Genomic DNA, 21,718 nt, shown 5'->3' with positions numbered 1-21,718 from the left:
TGAATCGGTCTCCTCGCACAATCGAGCGCATAACGAGATCGCGGCCATTCGTTGCGAAGCAGCGAAGACGCGATGGAGGAGACGAAAGATGGACGAGATACACGTACCCGGTGTGTCCGTTGGCGCGAAGCTCGCGTCCCGGACGCGCTGGGGCATCTTGACGATGCTTTTTATCGTGACGTCGGTCAATTACGCGGACAGGGCGACGATCTCGATTGCCGGTCCCGCGATTCGGCGTGCGATGTCGTTATCCCCGGTCGAAATGGGCTACATCTTCTCCGCGTTCGCGTGGTCGTATGTGATCGGCCAAGTGCCGGGCGGCTGGCTATTGGACCGGTTCGGCTCGCGCATCACCTATTTTTTCAGCATCTTGCTTTGGTCTGTCTTCACGTTGTTGCAAGGCACTGTTGGGTTCTTGACGGGCGGCGCGGCCGTCGCCGCGCTGATTATGCTGCGGCTCGCCGTGGGCGCGGCCGAGGCTCCCTCGTTTCCCGGCAATAGCCGCATCGCCGCGGCCTGGTTTCCGTCGCATGAACGAGGCTTGGCCGCGGCGATTTTCAATTCGGCCCAATACTTCGCAACGGTGTTGTTCGCCCCGATCATGGGATGGCTTGTCCATCGGTACGGTTGGCAGAGCGCGTTCGTGTTCATGGGCGCGGTGGGCGTGGCCTGCGCTTTCGTATGGTTGCGTGTGATCCATGGCCCGAAAGAGCATCCCGCGCTCAGCGAAAGCGAATTGCGCTACATCGAGCAGGGCGGCGCGCTCGTCTCGCTGGATGCTTGCCGCGGGGAGGCCGATCGCAAGCAGGTCGACACGTGGGCGTGCGTCAAGGAGTTGTTGGCAAATCGCATGTTGCTCGGCATCTATATCGGTCAATACTGCATTACGACGCTGACCTATTTCTTCTTGACGTGGTTTCCCGTCTATCTGGTGCAACAGCGCGGCATGACCATCCTCAACGCCGGTTTCGTTGCATCGCTGCCGGCGATATGCGGCTTTCTCGGCGGAATCGTCGGCGGTTGGCTTTCGGATTGGATGTCGAAATCGGGCTTGCCGCTGTCGGTCGCGCGTAAAACGCCGATCGTCGCCGGTATGTTGATGTCGATGAGCATGGTCGCTTGCAGCTATATCGAGGCGAACGTACTGGTCGTTATCGTCATGTCGCTCGCTTTCTTCGGGAAAGGCGTCGGTGCGCTCGGCTGGGCCGTGGTGTCCGACACCTCGCCGCGCGAAGCGGCCGGACTCTCGGGCGGGCTGTTCAACACGTTCGGAAACATGGCCGGCATTACGACGCCGATCGCCATCGGTTACATCGTCCAGGCCACCGGTTCGTTTGCCGGAGCCCTCGTCTTCGTCAGCGCAAATGCCGCGATGGCGATCGTGAGCTACGTGTTCATCGTCGGCGAGATCAAGCGCGTGCGTCTTTCATTTTCAGCGGAGCGTCAAACATGAATTCGCTTTCTTCCGGTACGCCGGTCGTCACTGACATGCAGGTGGTTCCGGTCGCGGGGCAGGACAGCATGCTGCTCAATCTCAGCGGCGCTCATGGTCCCTGGTTCACGCGAAATGTGGTGATTCTGCGCGACAACGCGGGACGCATCGGCCTGGGAGAAGTGCCCGGTGGCGAGGCTATCCGCAAGACCCTCGAGGATGCGCGCGCGCTCGTGCAGGGCAAGCCGATCGGCAGATACAACGAGGTGCTCAATGCCATGCACGCGGCGTTTGCCGAGCGAGACGCGGGCGGTCGCGGCTTGCAGACGTTCGATTTGCGGACAACGATTCACGCCGTGACGGCGGTCGAATCGGCATTGCTCGATTTGCTCGGGCAATTCCTCGACGTACCGGTGGCTGCACTTTTGGGTACGGGCCAGCAGCGCGACTCGGTCCAGATGCTGGGCTATCTGTTTTACGTCGGCGATCGGCGCAAAACGCCGCTTGCCTACCGCGCACCGTCCGAGGGCGGCGATGCTTGGCTGAGCCTGCGCGACGAAGCGGCGCTGACGCCCGAGGCCGTGGTCCGGCTTGCCGAGGCCGCGCAGGCCCGCTACGGCTTCGACGATTTCAAGCTCAAGGGCGGTGTTTTGAGCGGCGACGTGGAGATGGAGGCGGTCATCGCCTTGCACGAGCGTTTTCCCGACGCGCGCATCACACTGGACCCCAACGGTGCCTGGACGCTCGCCGAAGCGATCCGGCTATGCCGCGATAAGCATGGCGTGCTGGCCTACGCGGAAGACCCTTGCGGCGCGGAAAACGGTTACTCGGGCCGAGAAGTGATGGCCGAGTTTCGCCGCGCGACGGGGTTGCCGACCGCGACGAACATGATTGCGACCGACTGGCGCCAGATGGCGCATTCGATTCAATTGCAATCGGTGGATATTCCGCTCGCCGACCCGCACTTTTGGACCATGCAAGGCGCGGTGCGCGTGGCGCACCTGTGCCAAATGTTCGGGCTGACCTGGGGATCGCACTCGAATAACCATTTCGATATTTCGCTGGCGATGTTTACGCATGTGGGGGCCGCCGCGCCCGGCAAGGTGACGGCGATCGACACGCACTGGATTTGGCAAGACGGACAGCGGCTGACGCGCGAACCGCTGAGGATCGACGGCGGCAAGATCTCGGTTCCCGCCAAGCCGGGCCTCGGGATCGAGATCGATATGGACGAGCTCGAGAAGGCCCATGCCCTTTATAAAAAACATGGCCTCGGGGCGCGCGACGATGCCGTTGCCATGCAATACCTGATTCCTAATTGGACGTTCGACAATAAGCGCCCCTGTCTTGTCCGGTGACGGATGCTCATGACAAGCCGCGCGCCCCGCTTTATCAAACTCAAACGAGTATTACGTTGAAAATCATGACGACCATGACCACGCCGCAAGAACTCAAGGCAATCATCTCGGAAGGCCTCTTATCTTTCCCCGTGACCGATTTCGACGTGGACGGAGAGTTCCGCCCCGACACCTATGCGGAACGTCTCGAATGGCTCGCGCCATACGGCGCCACCGCACTGTTCGCCGCGGGCGGTACCGGGGAATTTTTTTCCCTGACGACCCGCGAGTACTCGCAAGTCATTCGCACGGCCACGGAAGCATGCCGGGGCAAGGTGCCGATTCTGGCGGGCGCGGGCGGCCCCACTCGGGCGGCGATCGACTACGCGCAAGAGGCGCGGCGGAACGGCGCGCAGGGCATCTTGCTGATGCCGCATTACCTGACCGAGGCCTCCCAAGAGGGCATCGCCGCGCATGTCGAGCAGGTTTGCAAGGCCGTCCCGGATATGGGCGTGATCGTCTATAACCGCGCGAATTCGAAACTCGGCGCCGAGACGCTGGAGTCGTTGGCCGATCGGTGCGACAACCTGATCGGGTTCAAGGACGGCGTGGGCGAGATCGAGGCGATGGTGACGATCCGCCGCCGGCTGGGGGATCGCTTCGCCTATCTGGGCGGGCTACCGACCGCGGAAGTCTATGCCGCGGCTTATAAGGCGCTCGGCGTCCCGGTGTATTCGTCGGCGGTTTTCAATTTCATTCCGAAGACGGCGATGACGTTTTATCGTGCGATTGCTTCGGGCGACGAAGCGACCACGGACCGCTTGCTCGACGAATTTTTTCTGCCCTATCTGAAGATCCGCAATCGCCGCGCGGGCTATGCAGTCAGTATCGTGAAGGCGGGGGCGAGGCTCGTGGGGCGCGACGCGGGTCCGGTGCGCGCGCCCTTGACCGACCTCACGAGTGACGAAGCGGCGCAACTGGACGCGCTCATCAAGCGGCTCGGGCCCCAGTGAGCTAGAACGCAATTTGCTCGCGGAGCAGTTCAGGCATAGTCATGCCGGCTGCCGGGCGATCGGGCGAGGTTTGCAACGCCGGGCGGCAACCCGTTGCAATACTCGTTCGGAGCAGGTTCATGACCGCGGGCAAGAATACAGTGAAGACGCAATTGAGGGCTGCCCGGCATCGAGCTAGCATGCGCGCCGCCGACGCCTTGATCGACCTCGTCAAGGCGCTGCCGTTTCCCGACCGCATCGTCGAGGGCGGCTTGATGGCGCTGCAAGCGGTGTGCGGCGCGTCGCTGGCTTACGCGATCGGCAGCGCCTTGCATACCGCGCAACCGTTTTGGGCGGCGATTACCGCGATTGCGGTCACTCAGCAGCGCTACTCGGATACGCGCACCTTGTCGCGCGACCAGTTTATCGGCGCGCTGGCCGGTGGACTATTCGGATTCGCCGGTGCCTCGCTCGGGGCGGGCGCGCACGAGATTCTCGGCTACGCGGCCACTGTCGCGGCCGTGATCGTCGCGTGCTGGTGTATGAATGTGGGCAGCGCGGCGCGCCTCGGGGCGATTACCGCAACGATCGTTCTGCTCGTCCCTATGCAAGGCCCGCTTTGGGACGTGCCGTTGTTCCGGCTCCTGCAAGTCATCCTCGGCGCCGCCTGTACGCTGCTCGTGAGTTGGCTCTTCACACAAGCCGCTCGCTTGCTTAGGGGGCCTTAGCATCGCTTGCCGCCGTTGCCGTCCGTCGCCGAGTCGAACGGTTCGTCGGGCGTTTTTATCCGTTCGTCGCAAGCGCGCCTAAGCGCCGCTAGCACCGGTCACAGTGATCCCCATCGACAATCGATAAAAAGGGGTGCCCGTGATAGCGGCCAGTTTTCATCAAGTAACGAGGACGTACGGCGCCGGGGCGGGCGCGGTGGCGGCGGTGCGCGATAGCTCCGTGGACATCGTGTCCGGACGGTTCACTGTGCTCTGCGGTGCTTCAGGCAGCGGCAAAACGACGATGCTCAACTTGCTCGGCGGGCTCGACCGTGCGACGAGCGGCAGCGTCGTCGTAGCCGGACAACCGCTGGAGACGCTCAAGGGCAACGCGCTTTCGGATTTTCGTGCGCGGCATATCGGATTCGTATTTCAAGCGTTCAATTTGGTTCCCGTTTTGAGCGCTTATGAAAACGTGGAATACCCGCTGTCCTTGCTCGGAGTGTCCAAGGCGCGGCGACGCGCCCGCGTGTTGGACCTGCTCGACGCCGTGGGCGTCGCACAGCACGCGCATCGCAAGCCGGGCGAACTTTCCGGCGGCCAGCAACAGCGCGTGGCCATCGCGCGGGCTTTGGCGACCCGCCCCGCGCTCGTCTTGGCCGACGAACCCACGGCGAACCTCGACAGCACGACCGGTGCCGCCATCCTCGCGCTGATGCGCGACATACAACGCGCCCGTGAGACGACCTTCGTCTTTTCTTCGCACGATCCGCAGGTGATCGAAGCGGCCGACGACGTCGTCCGCATTCGCGACGGGGGCATCGTATCGGTCGAGCGTATGGCCGCGGCGGAGGCCTCGCTATGAAGACTTGGATTCTTGCGTGCCGCAACGTGCTGCGCAACGGGCGCCGTTCGGCGACGACGCTGCTGGCCATGGTGATCGGGCTGACGGCGGTGCTCCTCTTCGGGGGCTACGTCCGCAATATCAACTATGGCTTGCAGACGAGCTATGTTCGCTACGGCGGGCATTTGCAAATCCAACGCAGCGACTATTTTCTCTACGGAAGCGGCGACCCGGTGTCGTATGGGATAGGAGACTACGCCCGCGTCATCGACGCCGTGCGCGGCGACGCCCTGTTGAGATCGATGGTGACCGTCGTTACTCCGCAGTTGAGCGTGAACGGCATTGCCGGAAACTTTGCCGAGGGAGCATCGCGAACCGTGTTCGGCAGTGGGATCGTCGTGGACGAGCAAACCAAGATGCGCGAATGGGACGACTACGGATTTCCGAATCGGTCCGGACCGCTCGCGCTTGCCGATACGCCCGCGAATGCGGCGGTGATCGGCGCCGGCGTGGCGCGGGTGCTGCACTTATGCGGTCCGTTGCGCGTGCCGCAATGCCGCGATCGGCCGGTGGAGCGAGACGCCGCGACGCACGTGGCGACCCCGGACGACTTGACGCGGCTTGCTTCGGCCGAGGCACATACCGCGGGCGGCGGGCCGAATGCCGCGGCGGGGACGCACATCCAATTGCTGACTTCCAACGCATACGGCGCCCCTAACGTTGCCGAGCTTCATGTCGTCGCGGCCGAGAAGCAAGGCGTAAAGGCGCTCGACGACATGTACGTGCAATTGCATCTCGCGCAGGCCCAGCGCCTCGTCTACGGCGGCGGCGAACCGAGGGTGACGTCGATCGTCGTTCAACTGCGCCACACCGCCGATATCGACCGCGCACGGGCCCGTTTGATGTCCGTGCTGCACGGCATACCGGGCGGCGACGCGCTCGACGTGCTCGACTTTGCGACGCTCAATCCGCAATACGGACAGATCACGGGGATGTTCAACGCCGTATTCGGCTTCATCGCCGTCTTATTCGCGACCGTCGTGATGTTCACCGTGGGCAATACGATGAACATGGCGGTTACCGAGCGCACGCGCGAGATCGGCATGTTGCGCGCGATAGGACTGCGCGACGGCGGCGTACGCAGGATTTTCGTTTGCGAGGGTTTCGTGCTCGGGGTTTGCGGCGCGGCGCTCGGTAGCGTATTGGCGCTCCTCGGTGCCGCGGCAATCAATCATGCGGGATTGCATTGGGTGCCGCCGGGCCAGACGGACAGCGTTGCGCTGACGGTTCGCGTATGGGGCGAGGCCGCCATGATCGGGCGCCATGCGCTAGGCATCGTTTTCGTGGCGACCGCATCAGCTTGGCTGCCTGCACGGCGCGCTTCGCGTCTGCCGATCGTCGAAGCGCTGCGCTTCTCCTGACTCTCATTGTGAACGGAGTATCCATGGCTCATTACATGCCGGCGCGCTGGCTTCCCGCGATGTTCCTAAGCATATCGATCGTCGCCGCCGCGGCGCCCAACGCTCAGCAGTTGCTCGAGGCGAGCGACGCGATGCGCAATCCGGATCGGCCTTTCAGCCTGACGACGACCTTGATCGACTTCCACGAGGGGCGGCAGACCGACCAGGACACGCTCACGGTTTACTCGAAGATCGATGCCGACAGCGGCCAGTATCGCAGCCTCATCCGCTTCGATTCACCTGCTCGCGACGCCGGTAAATTACTGTTCAAAAGCGGCTTGGATTTATGGTTCTACGATCCGTCGAGTCAAGCAAGCGTGCGCATCTCGCCTCAGCAGCGTCTACTAGGGCAGGCGGCCAACGGCGATGTCGTCACCGTCAACTGGGCGCATGACTATGCCGCGTCGTTCGCAGGCGAGCAGGACATTGCCGACGGCGACCGCCAACTCAAGCATTGCTATGAATTGGCGCTGGTGGCGCGCTCGCCGCAGGCCACCTATCACTCGATCGACCTATGGCTCGACGTCGCCACCCAGCGCCCCGTGAAGGCGCGCTTTCATGCGGAAAGCGGCACCGTGTTAAAGGTTTCGTATTTCCGGCGTTTCCAGGAAGAGCTGGGCGCCGTGCGGCCGACCGAGATCGTCATCATCGACGGCCTCATCCCCGATTGGATCACGGTCATGCGCTATTCGAATTACGCCTGGAAAGACATTCCCGAGGCGTGGATGCAGCGCGATTACCTCGCTCGCTTTCATCCCGATTGAACGATGCGAATTGCGACGGCACTGGTGCTGCTCGCGTCGGGCGTGGTGTCCGTTGCAACGGCGTATGCGTCCGGGGACGCCGATCTCGACGCATTGACCTTGGCGGACACGGCGAACTCGACAGTCTCAAAGCCGAGCCATTGGCGGGGCGCCTTTGAATTGGCCGCGGCCCACTATGGCGTGGCCCGTCAATCGCGTGAGAAAACCGGGAACGATACCGTTCGGGCAGGCGCGTCGATTTCATACGATGGCGCTTTGGGGAGTGGCTGGCACGCCGTGTTCTCGAATCGGATCGATATGGGTTGGCGGGGGACGGCAAGCACGATCGATACGTGGAAGGAGGGGTACGTGAGTTGGCAACCGGCGCAATCGATCGTCGTGGACGCCGGTCGAGTCAATTTGCGCGAGGGCGTGTCCTCCGGTTTCAATCCCACCGACTTTTTCAAGGCGAACGTATTGCGCTCGATCGTATCGATCGACCCGGCGAGCCTTCGCGAGAATCGCTTGGGCACCGTCATGCTTCGGGCTCAAATGTTGTGGGCGGGCGGCTCGCTGAATGCGCTCGTATCGCCGCGGCTGGCCGACGGAGCGAGCGGCGCCGCCTTGAGCCCGGACCTTGGTGCGACCAATCGCCAGTGGCGATACATGATCGGCGGGACGCAACGTCTCTTCGAGGGCTTCGCGCCGCAATGGCTCGTGTATGGGGGCGCGGGGACGTCGCCGCAAATCGGGGTGAACGCAACGGCGCTGCTGGACGATGCCACGGTGGCTTTCGTCGAGTACGCAGGAGGGCGAGGCCAGGCACTCGCGGATGAACCTCGCGCGGGCGAGCGCTTTCACTCCCGTTTATCGACAGGCGTCACTCGCACGTTCCCGGGCAAGGTTTCGGTCACGCTTGAATACGACTACGACGGTCTGAGCGCCGATCGTTCGACGTGGCATGCGCTCGGTAGCGACCCGGCGCGTTATGGCGCGTATCGCGAGGCCGTGGGCCGAACTCAGGAGTTGACGACGCGCCAATCGCTATTTGCTTACGTGACTTGGGAGGATGCGATCGTTCGTCATCTCGACGCCACCGCGATGGGGCGATACGACCTCGTGGATCACAGCGCATTCACGTGGTTGGAGGCCCGCTATCATTGGTCGCGCACGGACCTCGCCGTTCAATGGCAAACGGATTATAGCGGCCCGCATACCGTCTATGGCGCGGCGGAGCAGGCGGAGCTCTTGCAGGCTATCGTGACGTTCTATTTTTGACGTCGGCCTAGCCGGTACCGGAGGATGTCGGTCCTATTCTAATGAGGGCCTACGCCCTGTTCGGCGAAATACGCGGTGACGGCCGGGGTCACTGCGATAGCGGGCAATTCCTCGGGGGAAGTCAGGCGTGCGGCGACGATCTCGCGATAATCGAGCCGCAACTCGGGCAGGCTATCCAGATGCAGTTCGAAGAAATGAACGCGGTCGCGCCGCCCATCCCAGATTCCGCAGACGGTGCCCTTCGGGGTCAACGGATACGGCTGCATGCCGATCTCTTCGCGCATTTCACGCTGCGCCGCTTGCTCCGGCGTTTCCCCGGGATTGATGCTGCCGCCCGGAAGACCCCATTCGTCCCGATACGATGACTTCAGCAGCAAGAGGGCCCGCCCGACGTAGATCGCGACGAGCGCGCCTTCGTGATTCGGCCGCCGCAGGCGCCACCAGACGCGCGCCAGCCGAAAGCCGACACGCAGCGTCACGCGCCAGACTGCATCGACGAGCATGGTCGATGGCGATCGGTTAGGGGATGGCATGGAGTGTTTCTTCTCGCATTCGTGATTGCGACGATGATTACGCGTTCCGCAATTCGTCGCAAGATGCCGGCGTGCGCGAAGTGTACGGGGCGATATCGATTTCGCGCGATCGACGAGGACGCGAGTGATGCCGGGACGGCCACTCGTCGCCTCGTCGATTTCACGGCAACTGCGCCCTACGCCCCGTAGGCACCGCCGAGCGCGTCGCGCAGCGCCTGGGCCACGGAGTGATGGTCGTCGAGCACTTTGTCCGCGCCTACACAACTCCAAATCGGCCGGCCTTGATAGATCACGGTATCGCTGTCGAGAACCAATGAATCGACGAGCGCCGTCGCCGTCACGCCCGGAGGGACGACGAAGATTTCAGGAGCACCTGCGTCGAGCGCGGCTCTTCCCTCGTCGATAGCCGCGATGAAGTGCTGCACGCTAACCTCCTGGTCCGAGGCTCTAGCGCCGACGAATGGATAACTGACCTCCGTTCCGCCGACGCGGGCGGTCCAATTTCCGTTTACCTTTTCGATCATGAGTGCTGGCATAGAAATCCCCTAAAGATTGCGGATTCGCGGGCTGCTCGCACGTTTCGATTTTTTTATGATTATCCAAGCCCGTACCGATAGATTAGAAAAAACGCGTTGAGAGGCGAATGCACCAAAGGTAATGCCTGTGGTAACGGGACGACGGTAATGCAAGAGCCGTGTCGGCGTCTGGGCGAGACCGCTGCCGGTGCCGTGGGCGACGGGCCGCCCCTGAACACATCGGCGCCGGCGTCATTCAGGTAGATACACTTCCCGCCGCGCATCTATATCAATTAGAATGCGCTACGCTGCCATACCGATTACCACGGGCAATCTAAGAACCAACAACCGCAACACTGAATCCTGCGTCCAATTCCCGATGTCGAAAATATCAGTCATCCGTTCGCTGTCGTTGCTTTTGGGTTGGTTCTGCGTCGCGACTTGCAACGCGGCATGGGTCGTCGTCGATGCGGGACATACGCCGGCGCACCCTGGCGCGACGGGGGCAAGCGGCCGCGTCGAGCATCTTTACAACCTCGATCTGAGCAAAGCCGTTACGGACGATCTGCAAGCGGCCGGCGTTCGCGTCACGCGCACGGGCGCCGACGCGCGCGACATTGCGCTAGCGGAGCGGCCCAACGCCGCGCCGAATGCCGACGTTTTCATCTCTATCCATCACGATTCGATGCAACAGGCGTGGATCGATGCGGGCCGGCGTAGCGAATTCAAAGGGTATGCGATTTTCGTCTCCGAACTCAATCCGCACTACGAGCAAAGCCTCGCGTGCGCGCGGGCGATAGGCGAACGGATGCTGGCGGCCGGTGAAACGCCGTCGCTGTATCACGCGACGCCGATCAAGGGAGAGAACCGGCCCCTGATCGATCGGCGCCTTGGCATTCATCGGTTCGACGATCTCGTCGTTCTAAAGACCGCGCCGATGCCGGCGGTACTGGTCGAGGCCGGCGTGATCGTCAACCCTGAAGAGGAGCGACGACTGGCCGAACCGGCCACGATCGCGAAATTAGCGGCGGCGATCTCCAGGGGCGTAATGGATTGCCGTGCGATCAATAAGGTTTTATGACGATGAGAGAGGAATAACAATGAAGAAGCTTGCCATTGCACTGACTGCCGCGCTCGTCCCGTTCGCCGCGCACGCCGCGGGTTGCGCCAAGCCGCGCAATGCGTTCGACCAAGTCTATTGCGCAAGCAATATTTTTTCGCAGGCCGATCGCGATTTGAACGAGCAGTACTCTCGGCTGCGTACGCACCTTAACCCGACGCAGCAAACGTCGCTAAAGAGCGGTCAACTGACCTGGCTCAAGCAACGCGATCAGCAATGCAGCGAGGAAAAGGAAAACGGGTACTTCGTGAACCTCGATTGCGCCGTGAACATGACGCAGCAACGCCTCGCCTTCCTGCAAGAGCGTGAGCGCGAATGCAACAGCACGGGTTGCGTCGACGCTAAGCTCGGCCAATAAACGCGGCGTCAAGGAGTGCGATGCGCTCGCATCGCACTCTAAGAAGCCCCGCTAGGCGCTTTGACGTAGTAAATATCCCATTCGGTCTCGTCCACTTGGACGAAACCATGCCGTCGATAGAAGCGGTTGGAATCGCTCTCTCGTAGCGCCCCCAACTTGACCGGCATCGATTGCGTATTCGCATCGGCCAGGATCGACTCGAGCACGGCCGCACCGATCCCTCTTCCCTGATAGCCGGGCACGATATACAGGTGCTCGAGCGCCAGATAGCCCTCGGCCGGTTTAACTTGAACGAAGCCCGCCGGTTGATCGTCCACCACAACGAACCTGCACCACGCCGGCTCGAAACTCGCTAAGAAGCGCGCCCGTGCCCGTTCGGGATCGAAGCGGCCGATGCGCTCGAGACTTTGGCGCATGGCGTCGATCCGCATCTGTACGAGCGTGTCGGCATCGCCCGGCGCCGTCGGCGCAAATCCTACGTTCATGCCAATCGCTCCCTCTCCGCTGAGGCTTCGCAGCTTACGTCGGCGTGCCCGGCCCCCGCAAGCGTTGCGTGGCGCGACGAGCACCTCCTTTAAATTTAACCCGGATAATATTGACTTAAATTTAATCCGGGTATAAATTGACGCGGCTCGTCGTCGAGCGCCCTCCTGACCTTGCTTGAACCTGCCTTGCCAACGATCGACTTAAACGCCGGCGCGCTCGCGCCGGTCGCAACCGAAGCCGAGTATCTCGCGTTGCCTGTGACCGGCGACATACCCGGCGATCTCAATGGGGTTTTGGTCCGCAACGGCCCCAATCCCTTGACGGGCCGCTTCGAAGGTCAGGGCGTTCTCGGATGGTGGCCCGAGGCCGCGATGTTGCACGGCATTTCGTTCGAGGGCGGCAGGGCTACCGCCTATCGCAACAAATGGTTGCGGACGCAACGATGTGCACGGGTGTACGAGCCGCAATCCGTTTCGTCGCGGCCCGACACGAATCCTAACGTCAACGTCATTCGGCACGCCGGTGAAACACTGGCCTTGGCGGAAGGCGGCGTGCCGCTGCCGATTTCGCCGCTACTCGATACGCTCAAGCGGCCGAGCCGGCATCCGTTTGCGACGAACGGCATGACCGCGCACTCGAAGATCGATCCCGAGACCGGCGAGCTGATCATGTTTGGTCGCGAGTTCGAGGAAAACCCTCTTGGGAGGCTGCACAGGTATCGAATCGACCTGGCCCCGGGGCAGGTACAAGAGCACGCGGTCGCAGTACTCGGCATCGAGTTGCCCCGCATCAACGAGCGACTGACAGGCCGGCCGTATCGCTATTTCTACGCGGTCGAGCAGCCGAACACCTCGGAGATGCGCGGCATCGTGCGCTACGACTGGCAAAGTGCGGCGTTCGAGCGATACGCACTAGCGCCGGGCGACCAAAACAGCGAGCCGGTTTTCGTGCCGCGCCGTGGAGCACGGACCGAAGACGACGGCTGGCTGCTGTCTTGCGTCTACCGGCATACGACGGCAACTAGCGACGTGGTAGTGCTCGATGCGCGCGATATCGCGGCCGGCCCCATTGCCACCGTACACCTGCCGACTCGAATTCCGTCCGGTTTTCATGGTCAGTGGCTGGACAACGACCATGAAGGCTAAAGGGCATGAGGCATCACCAGGGGACGACGCGTCCGAGGTAATCCACGTAATGCAGGCCCGTGCGGCCCGCATGCGCTTCGATCGTGTCGACCAAGTTGGGAATGCTTTCTTCGATGCTCAGCCGTGCCTCGGGGCCGCCCATATCGGTCCGCACCCAGCCAGGCGCCAAGAGCAGCAGCGTGCGCCCATCACCAGCATGCCGTGCGGCATAGCTGCGCATGAACATATTGAGCGCTGCCTTGCTGCCGCGGTAGACCTCGTAGTTGCCGTTGACGTTATTGGCGACGCTGCCCTGGCCGGACGACATGACCGCGATCGTTCCGTGGGGATCGACGAGATCTTGAAACCGCTCGACGACTCGCATGGGGCTCAGCGAATTCGTGACCATCACGCGCACGAATTCTTCCGTGGACACATCGGCGATCGTCTCCCGGTCGTCGTTCTTGACGCCCGCGTTGACGAGCAGCATATCGAGCCTGCGCTGCGCCAAACGTTCGCGTAACGCGGCGACCTGATCGAGATCGGCGATATCGACCGTCTCTGCCTCCAGTGTCCCTTGGCTATTCTCGGCAAGCTGCCGCAGTTTCCCTATCGAGTGCTCGCGGCCCGTGGCGATCACTCGCCAGCCGCGCGCGAGGTATTGCTCGGCCAGCGCAAATCCGAGGCCGCGCGATGCGCCGATAAGAAGAACGGTTTTTTGACGAGCTGTGGATTCCATCGATAACTCCTGACGGGCGAGACGCTTTGGATCGAGCAATATATCGAGAACGCAGCCACGCCGGAATACGCGTGCCGTGCACTCGTCAGTTGCACGGTACGCCTTCTCTCCATTAGTAGCCATGCTAGGATCGCGCGCATGTCCGATCCCGATTTGAACTTGCTCGTCGCACTCGATGCGTTCCTCGCCGAGGCCAGCGTGGCCGGGGCGGCGCGTCGCTTAGGGTTGAGTACGTCGGCCATGAGCCGAACGCTGCTGCGGCTGCGGGCGGCGACGGGCGATCCGCTGTTGGTTCGCGCCGGGCGGCGCATGGTATTGACGCCGCACGCACAGGCGATTCACACGCGTACTCGCGAGGCGTTGGACGGCGCTCGCGCGGTACTGAGTTCGGCAAGGACGCAAATCGATATTGCAGCGTTGGCGCGCACATTCACGATTCGCGCGAGCGACGACTTCGTGGAAGCGTTCGGCTCGCCGTTGATCGCCGCGGCATCGGCGAGCGCACCCAACGTGTTGCTGCGCTTCGCTTCGAAACCGGAAAAAACGCCGATGCATTTACGCGACGGTTCGGCCGATCTGGAAATCGGCGTCTTGGGGCAAATGGGCCCCGAGGTGCGCTTGCAGGCATTGTTCAGGGATCGCTTCGTCGGCGTGGTGCGGTGGGGCCATCCGCTTCAAAGCGAGGCGCCGATCAGCGCGCCTCGTTATGCCGCGTTCCGCCACGTCGTCGCCGCGCGGCGCGAGAACCCAAACGGGCCCGTCGACGAGGCGCTGGCCGCGCTCGGGCTCACGCGCAAGATCGCGGCCGTCGTGCCGAGCTTTTCCGCCGCGCTGGCCGTCGCTCGTACATCCGATCTCGTCGCTCTGGTGCCGGCTTCGTGCGTGGCGCAGGTCCCGGAATCGGCTGAACCTTCGGTACATGGCGGGATTTACGTGTTCGAACTGCCGGTTGAAACGGGCTCGATTACCGTGTCGCAAATGTGGCATCCGCGATTGGAGCTCGACCCGGCCCACCGCTGGCTTCGGCAATTGGTCCTTTCGGTTTGCCGACAGTATTTCCGCCCTCTTTCCGATTCAGAGTCCTCGACAATCTAGACAGCGTGGCATGGAACATTTAACGATCAGGCGCAGCAGCGACGCGGACAGCGCAGCCATCACCCAACTCTACGAAGACGCGGATGTCTACGCGCAGACGCTGCAGTTGCCGTTCCCCTCGCTCGCGGCTTGGCAAAAGCGTTTAAGCGAAAACCCTCCGAACGTCTATCACTTGGTTGCCGAGATCGACGGCGAGGTCGTCGGATCGGTCGTCGTCGAGCCGATGGCGAATCTTCGGCGCCGGCACGTGGGCACCATTGCGATTGCGGTAAAGGGTGGCCGCCAAGGGCAGGGGATCGGCAATAAGTTGCTCGGCAGCGTGATCGACCTCGCCGATAATTGGCTCAATCTCGTGCGGCTCGAACTGACGGTCTTCGTCGACAACGAGGCGGCGATCGCGCTTTATAAGAAACACGGCTTTGCGTTCGAAGGCGAACTCGTCAAGTACGCCTATCGAAACGGTCGATACGTCAACGTCTATCAGATGGGCCGGATCAAACCCGAGGGCGTCTGACCGACCGGCTCATTTGCGTGTCGCGACGATGAATAGCCGCGGGAACGGAAGTAAAACCGTACCGTCCTCGAGCGCCGGATAGCCGAGCGCGACGGCGTCTCGATAGCGGGCGAGGAAAGTATCTCGCTCGCCCTCGTCCAGTGCCGCGAGAAACGGCCGCAATGCGCTGCCTTTGAACCACTCGACCACCGCATCGGCGCCGCCCCGCAATGGGTGGTAATAGGTCGTGCGCCAGACGTCCACACGCGAGCACAGCGGCGACAACAACGCGTAGTAATAACGCGCGTCGTGACGTTCGGTGCGCGCCGCGCCTTTCAATTTGTCGGCCCAAGGGCCGCCAGCAGCGACCTCGCGCATGAGCCGGTGTGCGGGCTCGTCGAGGTTGTCCGGCATTTGTACGGCGAGGTGACCGCCCGGCGACAGCTTGCGCACGAGCCGCGGAAATAGCGTTTCGTGCGCCGGTAGCCATTGCAATACGGCGTTCGAGAGAATCAAGTCGTATGCGCCGGGCTCGTCCCATTGTGCGATGTCGGCGACGTCGAAGCGGATCGCGGGCAGGCGCTTGCGCGCCGCCTCGATCATATCGGTCGAGGCGTCGAGCCCGCGGATCGCGGCGTCCGGCGCTCGCGCCGCCAGTGCTTGCGTGGAGTTGCCGGGGCCGCAACCCAGATCGATGGCGGTATGCAGGGGCGTTTGAGGGACCGCGGCCAACAGATCCCTGACGGGACGAGTGCGTTCGTCCTCGAATTGGACATATTGCTGCGCGGATTGATCGAACGGGTGGGTCACGATCGCCTCCTTCGGATACTGAAGATGCTCGATTGTGCGAGCATCGGCGCCGTCAGTAAAATGAATTTATCGCAGCCGTCGATTCACTGCGACGATCGCTTCCGATAGTTTGGGGGCATGCGAGCGATTCCCGGTGCGATGCTGGGTCGATTCCGGCGCGCTGGCGGTAGCCGCGCCGTGCCGCTGCGTCGGATCAGAACCGATAGGAGACCGCGAGGAACGTGATGATCGGATCGGCCTTGAGTTTCGCCTTGCTGACGGCGAGCAACGTACCGTCGGCCGCTTTGATGTCGGTTTCCGCGTAGGTTTTCAACGGCATATAGGACACCGAGGCATTGATCTGCCAATGCTTCGTCAGCGCATAGCTCGCCCCGACGTTGAAGATCGGCGTCCACGACGAAGACGATTTCGCCGAGATGTTCGTCGGCCCGGGCTTGCCGGCCCCGGCGGCGAGAATGCTGCCGAGATTCTCGTTCAGCGATTGCGAGAAATACGGGTTCAAGCGAAACGAATTGAACCACGAATAGGTAATGCCGACGCCTACGAACGGCCGGAATTTCGCCTCCGCGTTGTTAAAGAAATATTGCAGCATCGCACCGGCCGTCCATTGCCGCACCTTGCCGACGAGCGGGTTGTTCGAGGGCGCGCTGAGGTTTTCCTGCCCGAGCGCGCCGCTGGGTCCCGGCGGTTGAATGACCCCGAAGCCGCCGATATGAAACTCGGGCGGCACGCCGCCCAATGTCGTCAGTGCGATGTGATCGGTAAAGAAATGGCTGAACGTGAGCCCGAGCGTATTCGCGTTGCTGACGGTCAGCCCGGTCCCGGCCGACGTGAACGCCGACGGCAGCCCGAGCGGTCCATTGATCGGCATCGGCGCCACATGCGTCGTCAGCGGATCGCTCGAGTACTGCGGCGCGATATGAAACCAGCCGAGCGACAGCACGTTGTCGCCGGCGTGCTGCGCATAAGCGCCCGTCGATACGCAAGCCGCGACGAGCGGCGTCAATAGCTTCCTCATCCCCATATCCGCGTTCCTAGGCGTTGTTCGTTGTCGTTCATTGGACGAAAGCGCTCACGGCGAAGTACGGTGCGCTCGGATCCGATGTATCGAGGTACCCGATCGTGCCGCCCGTGAAGATCATTTTTCCGGTCGGTGTCGTTCCGGCCGCGCCCTTCGTCGTCGTGACGAGCCCGGGGAGCGTCTGCGTGTAGTCGAGATTGAGCGCGGTCGCGAGCTGGGCTTGCGACGCATTGAACGGGTCGAGCATCGTCGCTTGTCCATTCATCAATGCGGTGGTGCGATAGGCGAAATTGCTGTCGACGCCGACGTATTCGCCGTTCTGCGAGCCCGCCGCGATCTTTGTTTGCGGCGCAAGCATGGCAATGCCCGATTCGTCGTCGGCCAGCGGCGTGGCAGGAGGCGATCCCGGCGGCGAGAAAATCGACGGATTCGCCGCGCCCACTCGAATCAGGATCGGTACGAGCTGGCCCCTCAGTTTGCCGACGATCAGAATCCCTTGCGCTTGCGGTCCGTTGACGGCTTGCGTCGGCGTGACTTGCCCCGTGAAATGATCGGTCTCGAAGGTCGGCGAATCGGTGCGGGCAACGAAATTCGTTCCCGGCTGGCGGCATTGCCCCGCGTAGATTCCGCTGTTGTCGCATTCCGTGAAACTGCCGTTCGCATTGATCGTGACCGATGCGTCGACGGCGACCGGCGCGAAGCTTTGTGACGGGACCTTGTGGTAGCCGAGCATCGAATACGTCCCGGCGATCTCGGCAAGGCTCGTCGAACTTTGCGCGAACGAAATGAACGGGTAGTACGGGAACGTCGTATCGGGCACGACGCCGACACCGGCCACGCCCGCGAACTGGATTTCGGCGCCCGGGATCGTGCCGCCCAGTACGCCTTCGCCTAAAAACACGCGGGCGGGTCGCGTCGGATCGAGACTCGCGTTGTTCAGGCGGAACGCGCATTGATTGAGCTTGGTGGTCGGCAGCAACGTTTCTTGCGTGAGCGTGCCGGAGAATACGTTGTTCGGCGCCGTCGCCCGAGTGGGCAAGACGGTGCCTTTGGTGACCGGAACGGGCGAGGCCAAGTACGTGATCTTGTACGTCATCGCCGTCGTATCCAGTTGCACCTGCACGAGTTCGCCGGAGCCGGAGCCCCCCGTGAATACGGTGTCGTAATCGATCGTCTGCGGGCATAGCCGCGTCACGACCGGAGCGGGCGGATCGCCGCCGCCGCTGCCGCCACAGGCGGTGAGAACAAGGGCGGCCAGCGCCATCGAGAGCAAACTACGCCACATCATGAGGAGTCCCGAATAAAAATTTTTGATCGATGCCGGAGCCATGAGAGAACCGGATGCTAGCGGCGCGAAAGGTGCGCGCGCCCGCTCCTCGTGAGGCGGGCGCGCTGCGCACCGCGGCGGTTCAGCCGCGGTTAGCGTGTTACTTGATCGTCAGGAACGGCGACGTCGTGAGCGTGCCGGTTACCGAGCAACCGCCGGAGAGAGGTTGGTTCGTCAGGGTGATCGTCGTTTCTTGTAGCGTCGTGTTCTCGGTGATGCTGCCCACAATCGCGCTCGGACCGCATGCGCCCAGGAGCGTGTTCACCGCGACGTTGTTCAACTTGAGGGCAGTCGTCGATGTCACCGTGCCGGTCCAAGGCAATCCCGTCGGCGTGACGCCCGAACACAGCGTGCCGCCGGTGAACTTGGCTGCCGAAATGGAGATCGCGCCGGCGGACGAGACAGTGCCCGTGAAGTTGGCCGTGCAACTGACCGAAGTGATTCCCTTCGTGAGGGTAGTGGATCCCGTCAGCGTGACGGGACCCGCCGGCGAAATGGTAACGGCGTATGCCGATGCCGAAGCCGCGAGGAACAATGCCAATGCCGCACCTACGGGGATGAGTTTGAAACTCTTCATGTTGAGACCTCTCATCAGGTTAAAGGCAGGATTGATGGCGGCCGGTTGGCGCTGCCGGCCGTCGGATGAAGCGATACCACCCTTACTGTACGAACGCGCCAATCGTGAAGAACGGATTCGGCAGGCCCGTGCCGTTCATCAGCACGGCGAACACGGAGCCCACTTTGATCATGTAGCCGGTGTCGCCCGTCTTGAAGACGGTGGCGGCGCCCGAGGTGAAGTTGTTTTGCGCGGTGACTTTGACGAGCCCCGGCTGACTTTGCGTGAAGTCGAGCGAGAAGTTGGTCGCCGCGGTGGAGGTGAACGGATTCAAGAACGACGCGCTGGTCCCCTGGAAAATCGTCGATGTGTAGTTGACGCCCGGATTGCGCGTCGTCGTATCGTCGAGGCAAGCGCCTTCGAAAACGGGCGGTGACGTGGAGGTGGGGGCATAAGCACTCACGATGCCGCAAGCGGTTACGCTGTTCGCGCCGATATACGCACCGGTCATCGTGGACGGATCGACGTTCGCGACGGGGGCGAGCAACGAGATGCCGAGTTGATCGTCCACCGAGGAGTCGACGAGCGTGGCGCCCGAGTGCGCGTAGCCCACGCGGATGACGACGGGGATGATTTGGCCGTTCAATTGCCCGGCGATCATGATGCCGTGGGCTTGATCGCCCGCGAGGGGGACTTGCAGCAAGCCGGCGCCGAGGGCCGGGTAGACGTTGGCGCCGAGCCCCGAGTCGATGTTCGCCGCGCTGGTGAAGACATTGTCCGCCGATCCATCGGTATTCGTTCGCAGGGTCCAATTACCGCCGCTCGTCGGACATGACGTGTACGACTGCCCGCTATCGGGCGTGCACGAGCCGTCGGCATTCATCGTCTCGGTCACTTGTACGCCGTCCGCTTGCCATCCCAGCAACGTGCCGGTCGGGATATCGGGCGTCGTTTGAAGGTCGCCGCCCGTCGGCGTGAAGTGAATGCCGAGTTCGTTGTAGTGGCCGGCCACTTTCGAAAAGTCGGTCACGGTTTGGCTGAATGCGACGAAGGGGTAATAGTCGAACGTCTTGCTGGGAACGGTCGCCAAGAAGGTCCCCGGTGCGACTTCGAGGCCGGCGAATTGCACCGTCGATCCCGGAATGCCCCCGCCCACGATGCCGTTGCCGACGAACAGCATCGGAGGGTCGTCCGGATTGATCGCGACCTTGTAGCTGCCGTCGGCCGTTTGGCCGTTTTTGAGCACGAACGCGCAGCGGTTTTGCTCGGCCGTGGGCAGCTTGAGCGGCGTCGTGGCCACGCCTTGCGTGTTCGTGATTTGGTACTGGTCGGCGTTTTGGAAATCGCCCGTGATCGTCAAGCCGGCCCGCGTCGTGTTGACTTGCCCGGCGGAGGTCGGCACTTCCGATTCGATGAAGGTCATTTGGTACTGCTTTTTCGACGTATCGAACTTGACCTTGATGTACTCGCCGCTGCCCGAGCCGCCGGTGTAGGTGGTGGTGTAATCGAGCGTGGCGGGGCACAGCACCGTAGGCGGGGAGGGCTGCGTGGCCGCGCCCGAACCCGAACACGTGTTGCTCGAACAAGGCGCGGTCGCGATCGGCGCGGGGTTGTCCGAACCGCCACCGCTGCAGCCGCTCGTCAGCAACGCGACGGCCAAGGCGCCGGCGGATGCCGCAATAAAAGAATGAATGCGCGCGGTAGGCGCCATAGTGTGTCTCCATGCTCCGCAGTCGGCCGAAGTTAGCGCTTGAACGATCGACGGAAAATCGACGCAGGGCGCTTTTTCCGAAGCACTGACCCCGATCCCGCGGAGCTCGCGATATGGAATGGGTGGATATTTACCCTCAATTGGCATATCGAGGGCAGCGGGCGTTACCTTACGGGTGTCTCACGATTCGTGTAAATAGAGACGCGGATCCAAACGACTTTTTCTAAATTCCTCAATATTTATGCGGGTTTGAGCGATCGTTTAAAACGGTCGACAATGTGAGATTTCACCCCTTTCGCATGCGGATTGAGTGAATCTATTCGAGATACGGGCGGAAGGTGTGCGCCGGTTGCGCATCGAGGCGGGCCGGGCGCCACCGTCCGTTCGGCCGGCGGTGCGGCGAAATACGAAGTAAATGTGGCCGATAGATCCGCCGCATGACGCGCGGTTGGAAACGATGAATTCATCGCAATCGCATGAGTGAACCGCATGTGCATTTGCGGAAATAGCGATGCGATTTCAATTTGAAAGGGTCGTTGTGGGCGCGATTGTTTAATATGTTTAAAGGCTAATCGATGGCCCATATGGGCGAGCGGAATACTCTCTGCGCCCAGCTATGCTTGGAAACGGTTCAACTTGCGCTGCAATAATCGCATCAGTTCGGCATTCCTGAGCGCGAATCGCGGGCGACGACGAAGCGGGCCCAGCCGCATGACTGCGGTCGGCCGAACCGCCTGCGTTCGGGGGGAGGGTCAGACCGTCGGCAGGGCCGCGCGTGAAATGGGCTTGGGCGTCGTGGACGTTGCCGGCGCGGAGCCGGTGACCTTGCCGGCGGCGGCCACATCGCTGTCCGTCGCGCCTCTTCGGTCGATATGCCCTTCCTTGAGAATCATGCACATCGCGAGGAGCAGCGCGAGCGCGACCGACCAGAGTGCACAGTAGCCGACGATTTTCATGAATCGAGACCTCACAGCCGTGGGGCGCGTCTTCCGAACGCAAACGATTGCCGTGGTGCGTTTATAGCACGATCTCGTGAC

23 protein-coding genes are annotated in these 21,718 nt (G+C 62.3%); 13 read left to right on the top strand and 10 right to left on the bottom strand.

Annotated features, from left to right (window positions below; genetic code table 11):
- Positions 1-88 precede the first annotated feature (88 nt).
- The 8 genes from DXT59_RS29090 (at position 89) to DXT59_RS29055 (ending at position 8,793) form a co-directional block, all read left to right on the top strand.
- The gene (locus tag DXT59_RS29090) at positions 89-1,453 is read left to right on the top strand and encodes an MFS transporter (RefSeq protein WP_116141787.1); all 1,365 of its coding nucleotides are present in this window, start codon (positions 89-91) and stop codon (positions 1,451-1,453) included.
- Entirely contained in the window at positions 1,450-2,790 is a 1,341-nt protein-coding gene (gene gudD, locus DXT59_RS29085) for a glucarate dehydratase (protein ID WP_116141785.1), read from the top strand. Before DXT59_RS29090 ends, gudD begins: the two co-directional genes overlap by 4 nt.
- A gap of 74 nt (positions 2,791-2,864) precedes the next feature.
- The gene (gene kdgD / locus DXT59_RS29080) at positions 2,865-3,782 is read left to right on the top strand and encodes a 5-dehydro-4-deoxyglucarate dehydratase (protein ID WP_116142261.1); all 918 of its coding nucleotides are present in this window, start codon (positions 2,865-2,867) and stop codon (positions 3,780-3,782) included.
- Between the two features lie 179 nt (positions 3,783-3,961).
- Positions 3,962-4,489 (top strand): FUSC family protein, encoded by a 528-nt coding sequence (locus tag DXT59_RS29075; protein WP_240324748.1) that lies wholly within the window; start codon positions 3,962-3,964, stop codon positions 4,487-4,489.
- Between the two features lie 139 nt (positions 4,490-4,628).
- On the top strand, positions 4,629-5,333 hold the full coding sequence (locus DXT59_RS29070; protein ID WP_420823436.1) for an ABC transporter ATP-binding protein: 705 nt from the start codon (positions 4,629-4,631) through the stop codon (positions 5,331-5,333).
- Positions 5,330-6,733: an ABC transporter permease gene (locus tag DXT59_RS29065; protein WP_116141781.1), complete on the top strand. Its 1,404-nt coding sequence runs from the start codon at positions 5,330-5,332 to the stop codon at positions 6,731-6,733. The genes DXT59_RS29070 and DXT59_RS29065 overlap by 4 nt, the downstream gene beginning before the upstream one ends.
- A gap of 23 nt (positions 6,734-6,756) precedes the next feature.
- The gene (locus DXT59_RS29060) at positions 6,757-7,536 is read left to right on the top strand and encodes an outer membrane lipoprotein-sorting protein (RefSeq protein ID WP_205417494.1); all 780 of its coding nucleotides are present in this window, start codon (positions 6,757-6,759) and stop codon (positions 7,534-7,536) included.
- 3 nt (positions 7,537-7,539) lie between these two features.
- A complete protein-coding gene (locus tag DXT59_RS29055; RefSeq protein ID WP_116141779.1) occupies positions 7,540-8,793 on the top strand; it encodes a hypothetical protein in 1,254 nt (417 codons plus the stop codon).
- Between the two features lie 38 nt (positions 8,794-8,831).
- On the opposite strand, the gene DXT59_RS29050 is transcribed toward DXT59_RS29055, so the two are convergent.
- Both DXT59_RS29050 and DXT59_RS29040 read right to left on the bottom strand, forming a co-directional pair.
- Entirely contained in the window at positions 8,832-9,326 is a 495-nt protein-coding gene (locus DXT59_RS29050; protein ID WP_116141777.1) for an NUDIX hydrolase, read from the bottom strand.
- 176 nt (positions 9,327-9,502) lie between these two features.
- Positions 9,503-9,751 (bottom strand): hypothetical protein, encoded by a 249-nt coding sequence (locus DXT59_RS29040; protein ID WP_162878300.1) that lies wholly within the window; start codon positions 9,749-9,751, stop codon positions 9,503-9,505.
- Between the two features lie 469 nt (positions 9,752-10,220).
- Here DXT59_RS29040 and DXT59_RS29035 point away from each other — a divergent pair, with 469 nt between their 5' ends.
- Both DXT59_RS29035 and DXT59_RS29030 read left to right on the top strand, forming a co-directional pair.
- Entirely contained in the window at positions 10,221-10,922 is a 702-nt protein-coding gene (locus DXT59_RS29035) for an N-acetylmuramoyl-L-alanine amidase family protein (protein ID WP_116141771.1), read from the top strand.
- Between the two features lie 19 nt (positions 10,923-10,941).
- On the top strand, positions 10,942-11,319 hold the full coding sequence (locus DXT59_RS29030) for a lysozyme inhibitor LprI family protein (protein ID WP_116141769.1): 378 nt from the start codon (positions 10,942-10,944) through the stop codon (positions 11,317-11,319).
- A gap of 38 nt (positions 11,320-11,357) precedes the next feature.
- Here the strand turns inward: DXT59_RS29030 and DXT59_RS29025 are convergent, their stop codons facing one another.
- The gene (locus DXT59_RS29025; protein ID WP_116141767.1) at positions 11,358-11,804 is read right to left on the bottom strand and encodes a GNAT family N-acetyltransferase; all 447 of its coding nucleotides are present in this window, start codon (positions 11,802-11,804) and stop codon (positions 11,358-11,360) included.
- A 186-nt stretch (positions 11,805-11,990) separates the two neighbouring features.
- Between DXT59_RS29025 and DXT59_RS29020 the strand changes: the two genes are divergently transcribed.
- Positions 11,991-12,950, top strand: a complete 960-nt coding sequence (locus DXT59_RS29020) for a carotenoid oxygenase family protein (RefSeq protein ID WP_116141765.1) — start codon at positions 11,991-11,993, stop codon at positions 12,948-12,950.
- Positions 12,951-12,963: 13 nt separating this feature from the next.
- On the opposite strand, the gene DXT59_RS29015 is transcribed toward DXT59_RS29020, so the two are convergent.
- Complete coding sequence (locus tag DXT59_RS29015; protein ID WP_116141763.1) at positions 12,964-13,668, bottom strand: SDR family NAD(P)-dependent oxidoreductase; 705 nt, start codon at positions 13,666-13,668, stop codon at positions 12,964-12,966.
- 138 nt (positions 13,669-13,806) lie between these two features.
- Here DXT59_RS29015 and DXT59_RS29010 point away from each other — a divergent pair, with 138 nt between their 5' ends.
- Together DXT59_RS29010 and DXT59_RS29005 are read left to right on the top strand one after the other, a co-directional pair.
- Positions 13,807-14,763 carry a LysR family transcriptional regulator gene (locus tag DXT59_RS29010; protein ID WP_116141761.1) on the top strand — a complete coding sequence of 319 codons (957 nt, stop codon included), beginning with the start codon at positions 13,807-13,809 and terminating at the stop codon, positions 14,761-14,763.
- 10 nt (positions 14,764-14,773) lie between these two features.
- Positions 14,774-15,277: a GNAT family N-acetyltransferase gene (locus DXT59_RS29005; RefSeq protein WP_116141759.1), complete on the top strand. Its 504-nt coding sequence runs from the start codon at positions 14,774-14,776 to the stop codon at positions 15,275-15,277.
- Between the two features lie 9 nt (positions 15,278-15,286).
- Here DXT59_RS29005 and tam read toward each other — a convergent pair whose 3' ends face one another.
- The 6 genes from tam to DXT59_RS28975 all read right to left on the bottom strand — a co-directional run bounded on the left by tam (position 15,287) and on the right by DXT59_RS28975 (position 21,637).
- The gene (gene tam / locus DXT59_RS29000; RefSeq protein ID WP_116141757.1) at positions 15,287-16,066 is read right to left on the bottom strand and encodes a trans-aconitate 2-methyltransferase; all 780 of its coding nucleotides are present in this window, start codon (positions 16,064-16,066) and stop codon (positions 15,287-15,289) included.
- A 193-nt stretch (positions 16,067-16,259) separates the two neighbouring features.
- A complete protein-coding gene (locus DXT59_RS28995; protein WP_116141755.1) occupies positions 16,260-17,084 on the bottom strand; it encodes an OmpW/AlkL family protein in 825 nt (274 codons plus the stop codon).
- A gap of 37 nt (positions 17,085-17,121) precedes the next feature.
- Positions 17,122-18,375, bottom strand: coding sequence for a DUF2957 domain-containing protein (locus DXT59_RS28990; RefSeq protein ID WP_116142255.1), 1,254 nt, complete (start codon positions 18,373-18,375; stop codon positions 17,122-17,124).
- Positions 18,376-18,514: 139 nt separating this feature from the next.
- On the bottom strand, positions 18,515-18,991 hold the full coding sequence (locus DXT59_RS28985; RefSeq protein ID WP_116141753.1) for an activator protein: 477 nt from the start codon (positions 18,989-18,991) through the stop codon (positions 18,515-18,517).
- A gap of 82 nt (positions 18,992-19,073) precedes the next feature.
- Entirely contained in the window at positions 19,074-20,681 is a 1,608-nt protein-coding gene (locus DXT59_RS28980) for a DUF2957 domain-containing protein (protein WP_116141751.1), read from the bottom strand.
- Positions 20,682-21,433: 752 nt separating this feature from the next.
- Positions 21,434-21,637, bottom strand: a complete 204-nt coding sequence (locus DXT59_RS28975) for a hypothetical protein (RefSeq protein WP_116141749.1) — start codon at positions 21,635-21,637, stop codon at positions 21,434-21,436.
- Positions 21,638-21,718: the final 81 nt, after the last annotated feature.

Origin of the sequence: Trinickia diaoshuihuensis, from assembly GCF_003390925.1 — a bacterium.
GTDB classification, from domain to species: domain Bacteria; phylum Pseudomonadota; class Gammaproteobacteria; order Burkholderiales; family Burkholderiaceae; genus Trinickia; species Trinickia diaoshuihuensis.
Note: the sequence above shows the minus strand (reverse complement) of the source record. Positions and strands in the feature narration are given on the sequence as shown.